The organism is Paraburkholderia sp. J8-2 (genome assembly GCF_905220195.1).
GTDB lineage: Bacteria > Pseudomonadota > Gammaproteobacteria > Burkholderiales > Burkholderiaceae > Paraburkholderia.
Genome location: NZ_CAJMZA010000004.1, coordinates 197,947 through 211,973, shown reverse-complemented (window position 1 = coordinate 211,973; position 14,027 = coordinate 197,947). Strand labels below are relative to the sequence as shown.

Here is a 14,027-nt window from a genome sequence, read left to right as displayed (position 1 = left end):
GCGAGGCGACGCTCAGCGCTTCGTGTCCGGCGCCGTGGCCAGCTCATGCAGTTCGTACAACAGGTCGAGCGCGTCGCGCGGGCGCAATTCGTTCGGATCGAGTGCGCGCAGCCGCTGTGCGACGAGCGACGCGCCCAGATCTTCCTCTGCGGCCGGCGCAGCGCGATCTTCCACGAACGGTGCTTCGTCGTCGTAGTCGGCGGCGGGCGCGGCGAACAGGTCGAGTTGCGGCGTGGGCTGTCCTGCCGATTGCTGCTCCAGATGCACGAGATGTTTGCGCGCCGCGCGGATCACGGCGGCGGGCACACCCGCGAGCTGCGCGACCTGCAGGCCGTAGCTCTGGTTCGCCGGCCCTTCCTGCACCGCATGCAGGAAGACGATGCCGTGACCGTGTTCGACGGCTGAAAGATGCACGTTCGCCGCTTGAGCAAATTCCGTCGGCAGTTGCGTGAGCTCGAAGTAGTGCGTGGCGAAGAGCGTGTGGCAACCGTTGTGCGCGAGCAGATGCCGCGCAATGGCCCACGCGAGTGCGAGGCCGTCGAACGTCGACGTGCCGCGCCCGATCTCGTCCATCAGCACGAGGCTTTGCGGCGTGGCGTCGTTGAGAATGGCGGCGGCTTCGGTCATTTCGACCATGAAGGTCGAGCGGCCGCCCGCGAGGTCGTCGGCGGCGCCGATGCGCGTGAAGATGCGGTCGATCGGCCCGAAGCTTGCGCGCTTCGCCGGCACGTAGCTGCCCACGTAGGCGAGCAGGGCGATAAGCGCGGTCTGCCGCATGAAGGTCGATTTACCGCCCATGTTCGGGCCGGTGATGAGCAGCAGCTTGCGTTCGGCAGAAAGCAGGCAGTCGTTGGCGATGAACTGTTCGACCTGTGCTTCGACCACGGGATGCCGGCCTTGCTCGATCTCGATGCCGGGGGCTTCCGTGAACGTGGGCGCATTCCAGTCGAGCGCGCGGGCGCGTTCGGCGAAGGCGGCGAGCAGGTCGAGTTCGGCGAGCGCGGCGGCCACGCGCTGGCAATCGGGAATGCACGGCAGCAGCGATTGCAGCAGCGCGTCGTAGAGCGCCTTCTCGCGCGAAAGCGCGCGTTCCTGCGCCGAGAGCGCCTTATCCTCGAACGTCTTGAGTTCAGGCGTGATGTAGCGCTCGGCGTTCTTGAGCGTTTGACGCCGGCGATAGTCGTCGGGAACCTTGTCGGTCTGGCCGCGCGTGACTTCGATATAGAAGCCATGCACCTTGTTGTACTCGACGCGCAGATTGCCGATGCCGGTGCGCGTGCGCTCGCGCGTTTCGAGGTCGAGCAGGAACTGGCCGCAGTTCTCGGAGATGTCGCGCAGTTCGTCGAGGTCCGCGTCGTAGCCGCGCGCGATCACGCCGCCGTCGCGCACCATGGCGGCCGGCTCGGGCGCGACTGCGCGCAGCAGCAGCGCCGCGCATTCTGCTGGCGGTTCGAGCGCCTCGGCGATGTGCGCAAGCGACGTGGCCGCGCCGCTTGCGGCTGCAACCTGTTCGCGCAGCGCGGGCAACGCCGCGAAGGTGTCGCGCAGGCTCGACAGGTCGCGGGGGCGCGCGGAAAGCAGCGCGAGCCGCCCCGTGATGCGCTCGACGTCGGCGATCTGGCGCAGCGCGCCGCGCAGCGTATCGACGCTCGCTTGCGGTGGCGCCTCCAGCAGCGCGCCGATGGCCTGCTGGCGCATTTGCGCAATCGCAGCCTGGCGCGGCGGGTGATGGAGCCAGTGACGCAGCAAGCGGCTGCCCATGGCCGTGCTGCACGTGTCGAGCAGCGAGCAGAGCGTGGGCGATTCGGTGCCGCGCAACGTTTCAGTGAGTTCGAGGTTGCGGCGCGTGGCCGGATCGAGCCCGATGTATTCCGATTCGGCTTCGACTTTCAGGCTGCGCACGTGGCGCAGTTGCTGGCCCTGCGTGGCCGCCGCATAGAGCAGCAGCGCGCCCGCCGCGCCGCACGCGCTCGTGAGCGTTTGCGCGCCGAAGCCGTCGAGGCTCGCCACGTCGAGCTGGTCGCACAGGCGCTGCTTGCCCGAGCCGACGTCGAAGTGCCAGGCGGGTACGCGCGTGAGCGCGCCCGATCCGGCGGGCGGCGCCCAGGCGGACGTTTCCGCCGGCATTTCCGCGACGAGGATTTCCGCCGGCCGAATACGCTCGAACGCCGTGGCGACCTGTTCCGGCGCGACTTCCGCGAGGCGCAGCGCGCCGCTGGCGAGATTGAGCCACGCGAGCCCGACATTGACGGTCACGCCGCGGCGGTTGTGGCCGGGGCAAACGGCCATCAGGTAGACGTCGTTCTTGTCGGAAAGGAGCGCTGCGTCTGTCAGCGTGCCGGGCGTCACCACGCGCACGACCTTGCGCTCGACCGGGCCCTTCGACGTGGCCGGGTCGCCGATCTGCTCGCAGATCGCTACCGACTCGCCCAGCTTCACGAGCTTTGCGAGATATTGCTCGACCGCGTGATGCGGCACGCCCGCCATCTTGATCGGATTGCCCGCCGACGCGCCGCGCTGCGTGAGCGTGAGGTCGAGCAGGCGCGCGACTTTCTCGGCGTCTTCGAAGAAGAGCTCGTAGAAGTCGCCCATGCGGTAGAACACGAGCGTACCCGGATGATCGGCCTTGATGCGCAGGTACTGCTGCATCATGGGTGTGTGTTGCGCGGTGTCGGCTGCGCCTGCGGTGTGTGTAGCCATCCTCGGTGTCTTGCTAGGGGTTCAGGGCGTGAGTTTAACGCGCGCCGATTGCATGTAAAGCCAGCCTTTCGGCTAACGCCATCCGATCATTCGTCGACCAGCGCCTGCAGGTCCACGGTGCGCGCGTTTGCCGCACTGTGCCGCATGGCGAGCCAGATCATCGTGGAAACGAACACGCCGAACACGACGATGATCCACTGCACGGGTACCTTCGCGGTGAGCAGCAGCGCATACGCGCCGAGCATGAGCAGCACCGCGAGATTCTGGTTGAAATTCTGCACCGCGATCGAGTGGCCCGCCGAAAGCAGGGTCGCGCCGCGATGCTGGAGCAGGGCGTTCATCGGCACGATGAAAAAACCGGCGAGCACGCCGAGCAGCACCATCAGCGGATACGCGAAAAGCAGATAGAAGGGCACGATGAACGTGCCGAAGCGCACGCCCACGCCTTGCGGAAACAGGCCCTTGCTGTAGAACGCCATGCCGATCGCCACTGCGCCGCACAGCACGCCCACGGGCAGCACGCGCAACGAGGCGCGCAGCGACACCCATGCGGCTGCCGCGCCCGCGCCCAGCGCAATGCCGAGTCCCGTCACGCCCTGCATCACGGCGGCTTTCGAGAGCGAGAGTCCGAGATTCGCGTCGGCCCATTTGAGCACGAGCAATTGCAGCGTGACCGCCGCGCCCCACATCAGGGTCGTGACCCAGAGTGCGATTTGCGCGAGCTTGTCGGTCCAGAGCACATTGAAACTATGCGTGAAATCGCCCATGAGCCGCGCCGGCTCCCTGAGCCGGTTTTCATAGCGGGCAAGCGTGTCGGGAATGCCGATGTTGATGATCGCGGCGCACACATACGTGATCATCACGGCGAGCATCGCGAGGTGGGCGGCCGAATGGATGAGCGGTAGCGGATGGCGCGTGACGAAACGATCGGCGTACGTCGAAACGAGCGCGCCGCCCATCATCGTGCCGACGATGGTGGATAGCACCGTGGCCGATTCGAGCCATGCATTGGCGGCGATGAGTTTTTCGGCCGGCAGCAATTCCGTCAGGATTCCGTACTTTGCTGGCGAGTACGCGGCGGCGCCGAAGCCGACCACGCCATACGCGAGCATGGGATGCACGCCCGCGATCATCAGCAGGCAACCGCCCGCCTTGAGCGCGTTCGAGACGAACATCACGTGGCGCTTTTGCAGGGCGTCGGCGAACGCGCCGACGAAAGGCGCGAGCAGCACGTAAGAGATCGTGAAGAAGATCTGCAGGAGCGGCGTCACCCAGGCGGGCGAAGCAATCACTGTGAGCAGCGCGATCGCCGCGATGAGGAGTGCGTTGTCGGCGAGCGACGACACGAACTGCGCGGCGATGATCGTGTAGAAGCCTTTTTTCATCGGATGCGTGCGTGGCCCTCTTGCGGCAGGGCGACCGGCGAAACAAAAAAGCGGCCGAAGCCGCTCGCTGCGCATGGGTGGGCCAGGGCTGACCTGGCGCGCGCGTTGCACGCGTCGCGGTGGAACAAGGCGTGCACCGCGACGCGCATGGACGATCAGGCCGCCTTCGTGACGCGCGTGTACTTCGAGAGGATCGGCACCATTTGCGCGTAGATCTTCGGGTTGCCCGCGACGACTTCGCCCACGTGCAGGAAGTCCGAGTCGCCCGTGTAGTTGCCGATCAGACCGCCGGCTTCCGTCACGAGCAGGCCGCCCGCGGCGACGTCCCACGGATTGAGACCCTGCTCGAAGAAGCCGTCCATGCGGCCGGCGGCGACGTTGGCCAGATCGAGCGCGGCCGCGCCCGGGCGGCGCAGGCCCGCGCACGCGTTGGTCATTTCGGCGAACAGTTCGCAGTAGCTGTCGAGGCCGTCCTTTTCGCGGAACGGGAAGCCGGTGCCGATCAGGCCGTCGGCGAGACGGTCGCGGCGGCCCACGCGGATGCGGCGGTCGTTCAGGAACGCGCCGCGGCCACGCGAGGCGGTGAAGAGATCGTTGCGCGTCGGGTCATAGACCACGGCCTGCGTGACAATGCCCTTGTGCGCGAGCGCGATCGAGACGCAGTAGTACTGGAAGCCGTGGATGAAGTTGGTGGTGCCGTCGAGCGGATCGATGATCCACTGGTACTCGGACTCATTGTCCGATTCGCCCGATTCCTCGGCCAGGATGGCGTGGTCGGGGTAGGCCGTCTTGAGCGTTTCGATGATGGCGGCTTCGGCGGCCTTGTCGACTTCCGTGACGAAATCGTTATGCTGCTTCTTCGCGACCTGCACGAGGTCGAGGTCGAGCGACGCGCGGTTGATGATCTGTCCGGCGCGGCGCGCGGCCTTGACAGCGATGTTGAGCATGGGATGCATGAGCCAGGATCCTTGTTGTCCGGCGCTCGCGCGAAAGCTCGCTGCGTGCCGGTGGTGCAAAAGATAAAAGCGTCTAACGATTGGACAGGGCGCGGGTCACGAATCGGACCTGCGGAACCTGTCCCGTCAACGGAGACGAATTGGATAAGAGCGGTGCGCGAGGCGGTTTGCCAGAAAGTGGCCAGCAATGTGCCGAGCGTCTGGCGGGCAACCACACGGCTGCACGATTCGCCCGACGCGCGCGAAACCTCCATTTTACCCGAGTATCGGCATTTCTATGGCTTCTCCCGGGCAGGATATCGGGATTTCTATGGATATGACGTTCGGCCGGTCTGCGCGCCGGCGCAAACGCGATGGCGGGCGGCCTGGCGCGCCACGATCCGCGTGAGCGGCCTCGCCGCGGCGCGAGGCGCGCTAACATAGATATTTCAATCTCCCTTTCGCAGTTAGAGAACCATCTTGGCGCACCCCGATTCACCTGATTCCCACGCACCGGCGCCGGCTTTCGGCGACACCCACGAGCCGCTGCGCGGCGGCTTCACGTCCACCCGCTTCGTGCTCGTCGAGCCGAGCCATCCCGGCAATGTCGGCGCGGCGGCGCGCGCGCTGAAGACCATGGGATTCTCGCGCCTCGTGCTGGTGGCGCCGCGCGTGCCGCAGGTCCACTGTGACCCGGAAGCCGTCGCGATGGCGAGCGGGGCCGACGACGTGCTCGCGGCCGCCCACATCGTGCCGACGCTCGCCGACGCGCTGGCGGGCGTGCAATGGTCGCTCGCGCTCACTGCGCGCACGCGCGAGTACGGGCCGCCGCCCGCCGCGCCGCGCCGGGCGGTGCAGGACGCTTGCCGTCAGGTGGCGCACGGCGGCGACATCGCGCTCGTGTTCGGCAATGAGCGCACGGGCCTCTCGAACGACGATGTCGAGCGCTGCAGCGCGCTTGCGCACATCCCGGCCAACCCCGCCTATAGCTCGCTCAATCTTGCCCAGGCGGTCCAGGTGCTCTCCTACGAACTGCGCCTCGCGTATCTCGGCGAGAGCGCGCCTGCCGCGGCGTTGCCGGCGGCTGGCGGAGCGGGCGGGACTTCCCAGCTTTCGGCTGGATCGCCGCTTGCGACGAGCGACGACATCGAGCGCATGTATGTGCACCTCGAGAACGCGCTCATCGCGCTCGACTTTCTCGACCCCGCCAATCCGAAGAAGCTGATGTCGCGACTACGGCGGCTCTTTGCCCGCTCGGGGCTCGAGCGCGAGGAGGTCAATATCGTGCGCGGCATCGCCAAGCACATTCTCATGCTCAAGGGCAAAGGCGAGAACCGTTGATGCGCCGGGCCGGCGCGACGTGCGCGCCGGCGTCCGACCTTGCCGCTGTCGGGGACTTCCGACCGCAAATCGGCTTTGCGCCTACAATCGGCTGAAAACCGGCGAAGAATTCATAAGCAAATGCGCGTGGCTGCAATAGCCGCTGCGCCGCTTCGCGCGCACGCTGCGGTGGCGTGCGGCCGCCATTCCCCCTGTTTCACACGTTTTTTTTGCGTGACTGCCATGTTCAAGAGACTTCGCGAAGACATTGCCACGATCCGCGAGCGCGATCCCGCCGCGCGCAGTGCGTGGGAGGTCCTGACCTGTTATCCGGGTCTGCATGCGCTCGTGCTCCATCGCTTCGCGCATGCGTGCTGGCGCGCGCAGCGCCGCTGGCTCGCGCGTTACGTTTCGCAGATCGCACGTTTTCTTACCGGCATCGAAATCCATCCGGGCGCGACCATCGGCAGGCGTGTGTTCATCGACCACGGCATGGGCGTCGTGATCGGCGAGACGGCCGAGGTCGGCGACGACTGCACGATCTATCAGGGCGTGACGCTCGGCGGCACGTCGCTCACGCGTGGCGCCAAGCGCCATCCGACATTGGGTGCGGGCGTGATCGTCGGTGCGGGCGCGAAGGTGCTCGGCGGCTTCACGGTGGGCGCCGGGGCGAAGATCGGCTCGAACGCCGTCGTCGTGAAGCCGGTGCCGGACGGCGCGACGGCGGTGGGCAACCCCGCGCGCGTCGTCGCGCCGGCGAAGACTGCGCCGGTGCAGGCCAAGCCGGCTTCGGCGCGCGAGGGCTTCTGCGCTTACGGCATCACGCCCAATGCAGACGACCCGGTTTCGCTCGCGATCCACGGCCTGATCGACCACGCAGCCACGCAGGCGCAGCGTGTCGATGCCATCGTCGTTGCGCTCGAGCGTCTCGGCACGCGTCTCGAGGCGCTGCACGGCGCCGATGCGGCGCTCGCCGAATTGCGGCGTCTGTCGGAGGGGCTGGAATGTGGCGGTCCGCAGGCCGTTGCGGCGGCCAGCGAAGAAGAGAAAGCGCCCGTGCGCGTTTGACGCGCGGCGCGACCAGGGTGCTAGAAGCGGCACACCTCGGTTTCAGTCCAGCGGCAAGACCCTGAACCCTTCGGCGTCCACGCGCAGATAGCCGCCGCGTGGCTTGCCGTGATCGAGATCCCAGTCGGGCAAGACCCAACGCGTGCCGCCGGGCTCCTGGTGGCGCGCCGGCCTGTGCGTGTGACCGTGCACGATGGTGTTCGCACGCGCGCGCTTGAAGAGCGCCGCCACGCCTTTTGCCGTGACGTCGTACTTCGGCAGGCGCGGCCCGCTGCGCTTGCTTTCGCTCGCGTAGCGCGCGCGCTCGGCAATCGCACGCCGCCAGCGAAACGGCCATGCGAGAAACAGCAGTTGCACGAGCCGGTTGCGCGCGAGCTTGCGAAAGATCTGATAGCCGTGATCGTCGGTGCACATCGCGTCGCCGTGCGCGAGTGCGAGACGCGTGCCGAACGCGGTGATCGCGATGGGGTCGGGCAGCCAGATCGCGCCCGCGGCTTTCATGAAGCGCTTGCCCATCAGAAAGTCGCGGTTGCCGTGCATGATGTAGAGCGCGATGCCGCGCTCGGAGAGCGTATGCATGAGCGCAGCCATGCGCGCGGGGAACGGATCGCTGAGCATGTCGTCACCGATCCAGTATTCGAAGAGGTCGCCGAGTATGAACACCGAGTCGGCCTGATCGGCCGTGACCCGGATAAAGCGCTCGAACGCGGCGACCGTACGCGGAATCCCTTCATTCAGATGGACATCGGAAATGAACAGGAACGGGCGAGCCGCGTGCGGGCGCTTGCCCTCGCCGGGCACGCCCGCGGCAGCGTGTCGTAAAGCCTTTTCCTGCAGCATCGATGAAGGGTGTGCGTGAGAGTGGGTTGAAGCTTATTCGACGACGACAGCCTTTTCGATCACGACGTCGTCGACCGGCACGTCCTGATGGAAGCCCTTCGAGCCCGTCTTGACCTTCTTGATCTTGTCGACCACTTCGAGGCCTTCCACGACCTTGCCGAACACGGCGTAGCCCCAGCCTTGCGGCGTCGGCGACGAGTGGTTCAGGAAGTCGTTGTCGGCCACGTTGATGAAGAACTGTGCCGATGCCGAGTGCGGGTCGTTGGTGCGCGCCATCGCGATCGAGCCGCGTTCGTTCTTCAGGCCGTTGTTCGCTTCGTTTTCGATCGGCGCTTCGGTCGGCTTTTGCTTCATGCTGGCGTCGAAGCCGCCGCCCTGGATCATGAACCCGTCGATGACGCGGTGGAACACCGTGCCGTCATAGTGGCCGTTCTTCACGTAGTTGAGGAAGTTGGCGACCGTCTTCGGGGCCTTCTCGGCGTTCAGTTCGAGCTTGATGACGCCGTGGTTCGTGTGCAGTTCGACCATGATGGGATCCTTTGCCTGTGGCTGGGGGAGTGAACGTCGCTGCATCGGCAAGAGGCGGGGCGTGTTGCCCAACGCGTGTGCCGGCGCCGCGACGTGCGACGGGTGAGGGCGGCATTGCCGCCCGGTTAGTCGATGATGACCTGGCGTGTTGCCGGCGCTTTACTTGCCGACGACGGTCGCCGATTCGATCACGATTTCCTTTTGCGGCACGTCGGCCATCGGCCCGCGCGAGGTGGTGGGCGCCGCTTCGATCTTCTTCACGACGTCCATGCCCTGCGTGACCTTGCCGAACACGGCATAGCCGTTGCCGTCCGGGTTCGGATAGTCGAGGCCGGCGTTGTCGACCGTGTTGATGAAGAACTGCGCGGTGGCCGAATTCGGGTCGCTCGTGCGCGCCATCGCGATCGTGCCCGTGAGGTTCTTCAGGCCGTTCTTGCTTTCGAGCGCGACCGGCGCGCGCGTGGGCTTCTCGACGAAGCTTTGCGTGTAGCCGCCGCCCTGGATCATGAAGCCGCGAATCACGCGATGAAAGATCGTGCCGTTGTACTGGCCAGCCTTCACGTACTGCAGGAAATTGTCGACGGTCTTCGGCGCTTTCTCCGGATAGAGTTCGACGCGAATGTCGCCTTCACTGGTCTTGAAGAGCACTTGCGGATGCGCGGCGACCGGCTGGCCGTTTTGCGCAAAGGCGGGTGCGTTCGCGATCAGGGCGGCGCTGCCGAGCGCCAACATCAACCATTTCATGAGTATCCTCGGAAGTGCGGGAAAAACGTGTTGCGGCGCGCGAGGTGCTGCGCGCCACGTGTTAGTTCGACGGCGCCACGAAAGGCGGCATCGCCAGCGACCCCGTCGAGCCGCCGAACTGGTACGCGGGATTGGTGAACGCGGGCACGAGCGCCGTCGGGCTTGCGCCCGACGCGGCTTCTGGCGCTGCCGCAGCGGCGTTCGCTTTCTTCGCAGCGGGCGGCGGCGAGATGATCTTCGCGATGTCGGCGAGGCGTTGCGACGTCGCGCCGCTCGTGTGACCGAGCGTTTGCGCGCGTCGGTATGACGCATCGGCCAGACGCAGGTACAGGTCGCCGAGATTTTCCCACGCGAGACTGTACGAAGGGTTCGCCTTCACCGCCGTTTCGAGTGCGACGCGCGCCTCCTCGTAGCGGCCATGCTTGGCATAAAGCGCCGCGAGATTGTTGTAAGGCTCGGGCAGTTCGGGGTAGAGCTGCGTAAGTTCGGTGAACGCCTCGATCGCGTCGTCGTCGCGGTTCAGGCGCGCGAGAATGGTCGCGCGCTTGAACTTCGCCTGCACGTCGCGCGGGTTCGTCTTGATGCGTTCGTCGAGCTGGCGCAGCGCGCCAGCCCAGTCCTGCTGGCTGATCGCTGCGTCGGCGCCTGGTGTGGCGTCGGACGTCGCGGGGGGCGCGGCATGCGCGATGCTCACGCTGCACAGCACGATCGCGACGCTCGAGAGAGCCGACGCGGCAAGGTTCGCAGCGCGGGGCGCGCGGCCGCTGGAAGGTTTCATAGGGTGAGGTCGCGGTGTTATACTCCGAGCCATTCTAACAAAAGGTCTGTGCGTTTTCGTCGCGCGCTTTGTCCCTCGCCCGTTTGTTCGCGTTATGTTTGCATTACGGGCGCTTGCGCGAGTCGCCGGGCTTTCCAACGCCACTCGTGGTCGTCTCCGCTGAGCATAGCAACCTGTTTGCAGTCCGGACGCCGACAGACAGCAGCCTGAGTCATGCGGGCATCACCCGCTGGCTGCGGTCGGCGCCGCCGCGGATTTCTTTCGACCCACGTATCCATCGCCTTTATGGAATCACTGCGCATCTACAACACGCTCGCGCGTGACAAGCAAATTTTCGTGCCACTCGAGCCCGGCGTCGTGCGTATGTACGTCTGCGGGATGACGGTGTACGACTATTGTCACATCGGGCATGCGCGCGTGATGGTGGTGTTCGATATCGTACAGCGCTGGTTGCGCGCGCTCGGTTACAACGTGACCTACGTGCGCAACATTACCGATATCGATGACAAGATCATTCGTCGCGCGGTGGAAAACGGCGAGACGATCAAGCAGCTCACCGACCGTTTCATCGCAGCGCTTCACGAAGACGCGGACGCGCTCGGCATCGAGCGTCCCGACCATGAGCCGCGCGCGACGCAGTACATCCCGCAGATGCTCGACATGATCGGCAAGCTCGAGCGCAACGGTTACGCGTACCAGGGTGCGGACGGCGACGTGAACTACGCCGTGCGCAAGTTCGCGAACTATGGCGCGCTCTCGGGCAAGTCGATCGAGGACCTGCGCGCGGGCGAACGTGTGGCGACGAACGATGCCAAGCAGGATCCGCTTGACTTCGTCCTGTGGAAACAGGCAAAACCGCAAGAGCCGGCCGACACGAGCTGGGACTCGAAGTACGGGCGCGGCCGTCCGGGCTGGCATATCGAATGCTCGGCCATGGGCTGCACGCTGCTTGGCGAGCACTTTGACATTCATGGCGGTGGCCAGGACCTGCAGTTTCCGCACCACGAGAACGAGATTGCACAGAGCGAAGGCGCGACCGGCAAGACGTTCGTCAATACGTGGATGCATAACGGCTTCGTGAATATCGACAACGAGAAGATGTCGAAGTCGCTCGGCAACTTCTTCACGATCCGCGAAGTGCTGGCGAAGTACGATGCAGAAGTGGTGCGCTTCTTCATGGCGCGCGCGCATTACCGCTCGCCGCTGAATTACAGCGACGTGCATCTCGACGACGCGCGCAACGCGCTCACGCGTCTTTACACGGCGTTGAAGGACGTGACGCCCGACGCCGGTGAGCTCGACTGGAATGAGCCGTACGCACAGCGTTTTCGTGCGGCAATGAACGACGACTTCAACACGCCGGTGGCGATCGCCGTGCTGTTCGAACTCGCGAGCGAGGTGAATCGTACGCGCGACGCCGTGCTCGCGCGTCAGCTGCAGCGCCTCGCACGCGTGATCGGGCTGCTCGTGCGCGAGCCGCGCGTGTATCTGCAACAGGCTGCGGGCGCAGAAGAGGCGGGCGCGCTCGACGTGGCAGCGGTCGAAGCGAAGATCGCGGCGCGCACGGCGGCCAAGCAGGCGAAGCAGTATGCGGAGGCGGACCGGATTCGGGCCGAACTGCTCGAAGCCGGTGTCGCGCTCGAAGACAAACCGGGCGGATTGACCGAGTGGCGCCGCGTGTAAGCGGGCTGTCCAGTTTCCACTGATCGATTCGCGAGGCAGGAGGCAGGATGGCAACGGCCACGAAGACGCAGACCAGGCGGTCTGCGTCGCTAACGGGCGGAACTGCGGGCGCACCCGCAGGTGCAAAGCGCGCGCTCAATGGCGCGGGCGGCAAGGCAGCGACAAAGCCGGCTACCAAGGCGGCGCGTGGTAAGGCAAACGGCGCGTCCACATCGCACGAAGCGCTCGACGGCGCGGCGATCGAAGCCGCGCTCTCCAATGGTCCGGCGGTGCTCGAAGCCGTGGAGCCGGCGGCGAATGCGCTCGGCGATCTCGAATTCGAAGTGCAGCGTCCCGACTATTGGGACAAGGCCTGCGCGGACCTCGTCAAGCGCGACCGTATTCTCAAGAAGCTGATTCCGAAGTTCGGCCCCGTGCATTTGCTGAGCCGCGACGATCCGTTCGTCACGCTCGCGCGTTCGGTGGTCGGCCAGCAGATTTCGACGGCGGCGGCGCAAGCGCTCTGGCAGCGTGTGGAAGCCGCGTGTCCGAAGCTCGTGCCGCAACAGTTCCTGAAACTCGGTCACGAAAAGCTCGCCGCGTGCGGGCTCTCGAAACGCAAGACGGAATACATTCTCGATCTCGCGCAGCATTTCGTCTCGGGCGCGCTGCATGTCGGCAAGTGGACGTCGATGGACGACGAGGACGTGATCGCGGAGCTCACGGCAATTCGCGGCATTGGCCGCTGGACCGCCGAGATGTTCCTGATCTTCAATCTCGCGCGCCCGAACGTGCTGCCGCTCGACGATCTCGGTCTGATCCGCGCGATCAGCGTCAACTATTTCAGTGGCGAGCCGGTCACGCGCAGCGAAGCGCGCGAAGTCGCGGCCAACTGGGAGCCGTGGCGTACTGTCGCGACGTGGTACATGTGGCGCAGCCTCGAGCCGTCGTGAGGCTTGAGTCAGCCGTAAATTATTAAGAAAAATCCTATCGATCGAAGAAATCGATAGTTCTGAGCCGATTTCGGCGCGGGCTGGCGCGGTTAGAATACGCGCTGCCGCAAAGTGAAGGATTCCCACACATGAAGACCACGTTTCTGGATTTCGAACAGCCGATCGCTGAACTGGAAGCGAAGATCGAAGAACTGCGCTTCGTTCAGGACGATTCGGCCGTCGATATTTCGGAAGAAATCGAGCGGCTGTCGAAGAAGAGCCAGCAGCTCACGAAGGACCTCTATGCGAACCTGAGCCCGTGGCAGGTTTCGCAGATCGCGCGTCATCCGCAGCGTCCGTACACGCTCGATTACGTGCACGAGCTGTTCACCGATTTTCACGAACTCCATGGCGACCGCTCGTTCGCGGACGACCTTTCTGTCGTTGGCGGCCTCGCGCGCTTCAATGGTCAGGCCTGCATGGTGATCGGTCATCAGAAGGGCCGTGACACGAAGGAGCGTGCCGCGCGCAACTTCGGCATGCCGCGCCCGGAAGGCTATCGCAAGGCCGAGCGTCTCATGCGCCTCGCCGAGAAGTTCGGTCTGCCCATCTTCACGTTCGTCGACACGCCGGGCGCATACCCGGGCATCGGCGCGGAAGAGCGTGGCCAGTCGGAAGCGATCGGCCGCAATCTCTACGTGATGGCCGAACTCAAGACGCCGATCATCACGACGATCATCGGTGAAGGCGGTTCGGGCGGCGCGCTCGCCGTCGCGGTTGCCGACACGGTCATGATGCTGCAATTCTCGACCTACTCGGTGATCTCGCCGGAAGGCTGCGCATCGATTCTCTGGAAGAGCGCTGCGAAGGCGCCGGAAGCCGCGGAAGCGCTGGGCCTCACGGCGCACCGCCTGAAGGCGCTGGGCCTCATCGACAAGATCGTGAACGAGCCGCTCGGCGGCGCGCATCGCGACCCGAAGGGCATGGCTGCGCTGCTGCGCCGCGCGCTTGCCGACTCACTGCGCCAGTTCCAGGGCATGAGCATCGCCGACCTGAAAGAGCGCCGTTTCGAGCGCCTGATGGCCTACGGCAAGTACAAGGAAACGACGCCGGGCGCGTAAGGCGCGCGACGTCA

12 protein-coding genes are annotated in these 14,027 nt (G+C 65.4%); 5 read left to right on the top strand and 7 right to left on the bottom strand.

The window, feature by feature from the left end:
• Nucleotides 1-12 precede the first annotated feature (12 nt).
• From mutS to U5A52_RS12240, 3 genes are all read right to left on the bottom strand, one after another.
• A complete protein-coding gene (gene mutS, locus U5A52_RS12250) occupies nt 13-2,700 on the bottom strand; it encodes a DNA mismatch repair protein MutS (RefSeq protein WP_321934888.1) in 2,688 nt (895 codons plus the stop codon).
• 86 nt (nt 2,701-2,786) lie between these two features.
• A complete protein-coding gene (gene lplT, locus U5A52_RS12245) occupies nt 2,787-4,085 on the bottom strand; it encodes a lysophospholipid transporter LplT (protein WP_321908883.1) in 1,299 nt (432 codons plus the stop codon).
• A 155-nt stretch (nt 4,086-4,240) separates the two neighbouring features.
• Entirely contained in the window at nt 4,241-5,041 is an 801-nt protein-coding gene (locus tag U5A52_RS12240; RefSeq protein ID WP_321934887.1) for an inositol monophosphatase family protein, read from the bottom strand.
• 525 nt (nt 5,042-5,566) lie between these two features.
• Between U5A52_RS12240 and U5A52_RS12235 the strand changes: the two genes are divergently transcribed.
• Nucleotides 5,567-6,361: an RNA methyltransferase gene (locus U5A52_RS12235; protein ID WP_321909203.1), complete on the top strand. Its 795-nt coding sequence runs from the start codon at nt 5,567-5,569 to the stop codon at nt 6,359-6,361.
• A gap of 222 nt (nt 6,362-6,583) precedes the next feature.
• Complete coding sequence (gene cysE / locus U5A52_RS12230; protein WP_321908881.1) at nt 6,584-7,408, top strand: serine O-acetyltransferase; 825 nt, start codon at nt 6,584-6,586, stop codon at nt 7,406-7,408.
• A 42-nt stretch (nt 7,409-7,450) separates the two neighbouring features.
• Here the strand turns inward: cysE and U5A52_RS12225 are convergent, their stop codons facing one another.
• The 4 genes from U5A52_RS12225 to U5A52_RS12210 form a co-directional block, all read right to left on the bottom strand.
• Nucleotides 7,451-8,248, bottom strand: a complete 798-nt coding sequence (locus U5A52_RS12225) for a UDP-2,3-diacylglucosamine diphosphatase (RefSeq protein WP_321908880.1) — start codon at nt 8,246-8,248, stop codon at nt 7,451-7,453.
• Nucleotides 8,249-8,281: 33 nt separating this feature from the next.
• Entirely contained in the window at nt 8,282-8,776 is a 495-nt protein-coding gene (locus U5A52_RS12220; RefSeq protein ID WP_321934886.1) for a peptidylprolyl isomerase, read from the bottom strand.
• A 159-nt stretch (nt 8,777-8,935) separates the two neighbouring features.
• Nucleotides 8,936-9,520 carry a peptidylprolyl isomerase gene (locus U5A52_RS12215; protein ID WP_321934885.1) on the bottom strand — a complete coding sequence of 195 codons (585 nt, stop codon included), beginning with the start codon at nt 9,518-9,520 and terminating at the stop codon, nt 8,936-8,938.
• Nucleotides 9,521-9,581: 61 nt separating this feature from the next.
• Nucleotides 9,582-10,298, bottom strand: coding sequence for a tetratricopeptide repeat protein (locus U5A52_RS12210; protein WP_321934884.1), 717 nt, complete (start codon nt 10,296-10,298; stop codon nt 9,582-9,584).
• A 285-nt stretch (nt 10,299-10,583) separates the two neighbouring features.
• On the opposite strand from U5A52_RS12210, the gene cysS reads away from it, so the two are divergent.
• From cysS to U5A52_RS12195, 3 genes are all read left to right on the top strand, one after another.
• Nucleotides 10,584-11,981 carry a cysteine--tRNA ligase gene (cysS, locus tag U5A52_RS12205; protein WP_321934883.1) on the top strand — a complete coding sequence of 466 codons (1,398 nt, stop codon included), beginning with the start codon at nt 10,584-10,586 and terminating at the stop codon, nt 11,979-11,981.
• Nucleotides 11,982-12,028: 47 nt separating this feature from the next.
• The gene (locus U5A52_RS12200; protein WP_321908874.1) at nt 12,029-12,913 is read left to right on the top strand and encodes a DNA-3-methyladenine glycosylase; all 885 of its coding nucleotides are present in this window, start codon (nt 12,029-12,031) and stop codon (nt 12,911-12,913) included.
• 128 nt (nt 12,914-13,041) lie between these two features.
• The gene (locus U5A52_RS12195) at nt 13,042-14,013 is read left to right on the top strand and encodes an acetyl-CoA carboxylase carboxyltransferase subunit alpha (RefSeq protein ID WP_158757629.1); all 972 of its coding nucleotides are present in this window, start codon (nt 13,042-13,044) and stop codon (nt 14,011-14,013) included.
• Nucleotides 14,014-14,027 lie beyond the last annotated feature (14 nt).

Bases quoted from the DNA above. Each gene is read 5' to 3' on its own strand.
- mutS (WP_321934888.1), bottom strand. From the start codon at position 2,700: ATGGCTACACACACCGCAGGCGCAGCCGACACCGCGCAACACACACCC.
- lplT (WP_321908883.1), bottom strand. From the start codon at position 4,085: ATGAAAAAAGGCTTCTACACGATCATCGCCGCGCAGTTCGTGTCGTCG.
- U5A52_RS12240 (WP_321934887.1), bottom strand. From the start codon at position 5,041: ATGCATCCCATGCTCAACATCGCTGTCAAGGCCGCGCGCCGCGCCGGA.
- cysE (WP_321908881.1), top strand. From the start codon at position 6,584: ATGTTCAAGAGACTTCGCGAAGACATTGCCACGATCCGCGAGCGCGAT.
- U5A52_RS12225 (WP_321908880.1), bottom strand. From the start codon at position 8,248: ATGCTGCAGGAAAAGGCTTTACGACACGCTGCCGCGGGCGTGCCCGGC.
- U5A52_RS12220 (WP_321934886.1), bottom strand. From the start codon at position 8,776: ATGGTCGAACTGCACACGAACCACGGCGTCATCAAGCTCGAACTGAAC.
- U5A52_RS12215 (WP_321934885.1), bottom strand. From the start codon at position 9,520: ATGAAATGGTTGATGTTGGCGCTCGGCAGCGCCGCCCTGATCGCGAAC.
- U5A52_RS12210 (WP_321934884.1), bottom strand. From the start codon at position 10,298: ATGAAACCTTCCAGCGGCCGCGCGCCCCGCGCTGCGAACCTTGCCGCG.
- cysS (WP_321934883.1), top strand. From the start codon at position 10,584: ATGGAATCACTGCGCATCTACAACACGCTCGCGCGTGACAAGCAAATT.
- U5A52_RS12200 (WP_321908874.1), top strand. From the start codon at position 12,029: ATGGCAACGGCCACGAAGACGCAGACCAGGCGGTCTGCGTCGCTAACG.
- U5A52_RS12195 (WP_158757629.1), top strand. From the start codon at position 13,042: ATGAAGACCACGTTTCTGGATTTCGAACAGCCGATCGCTGAACTGGAA.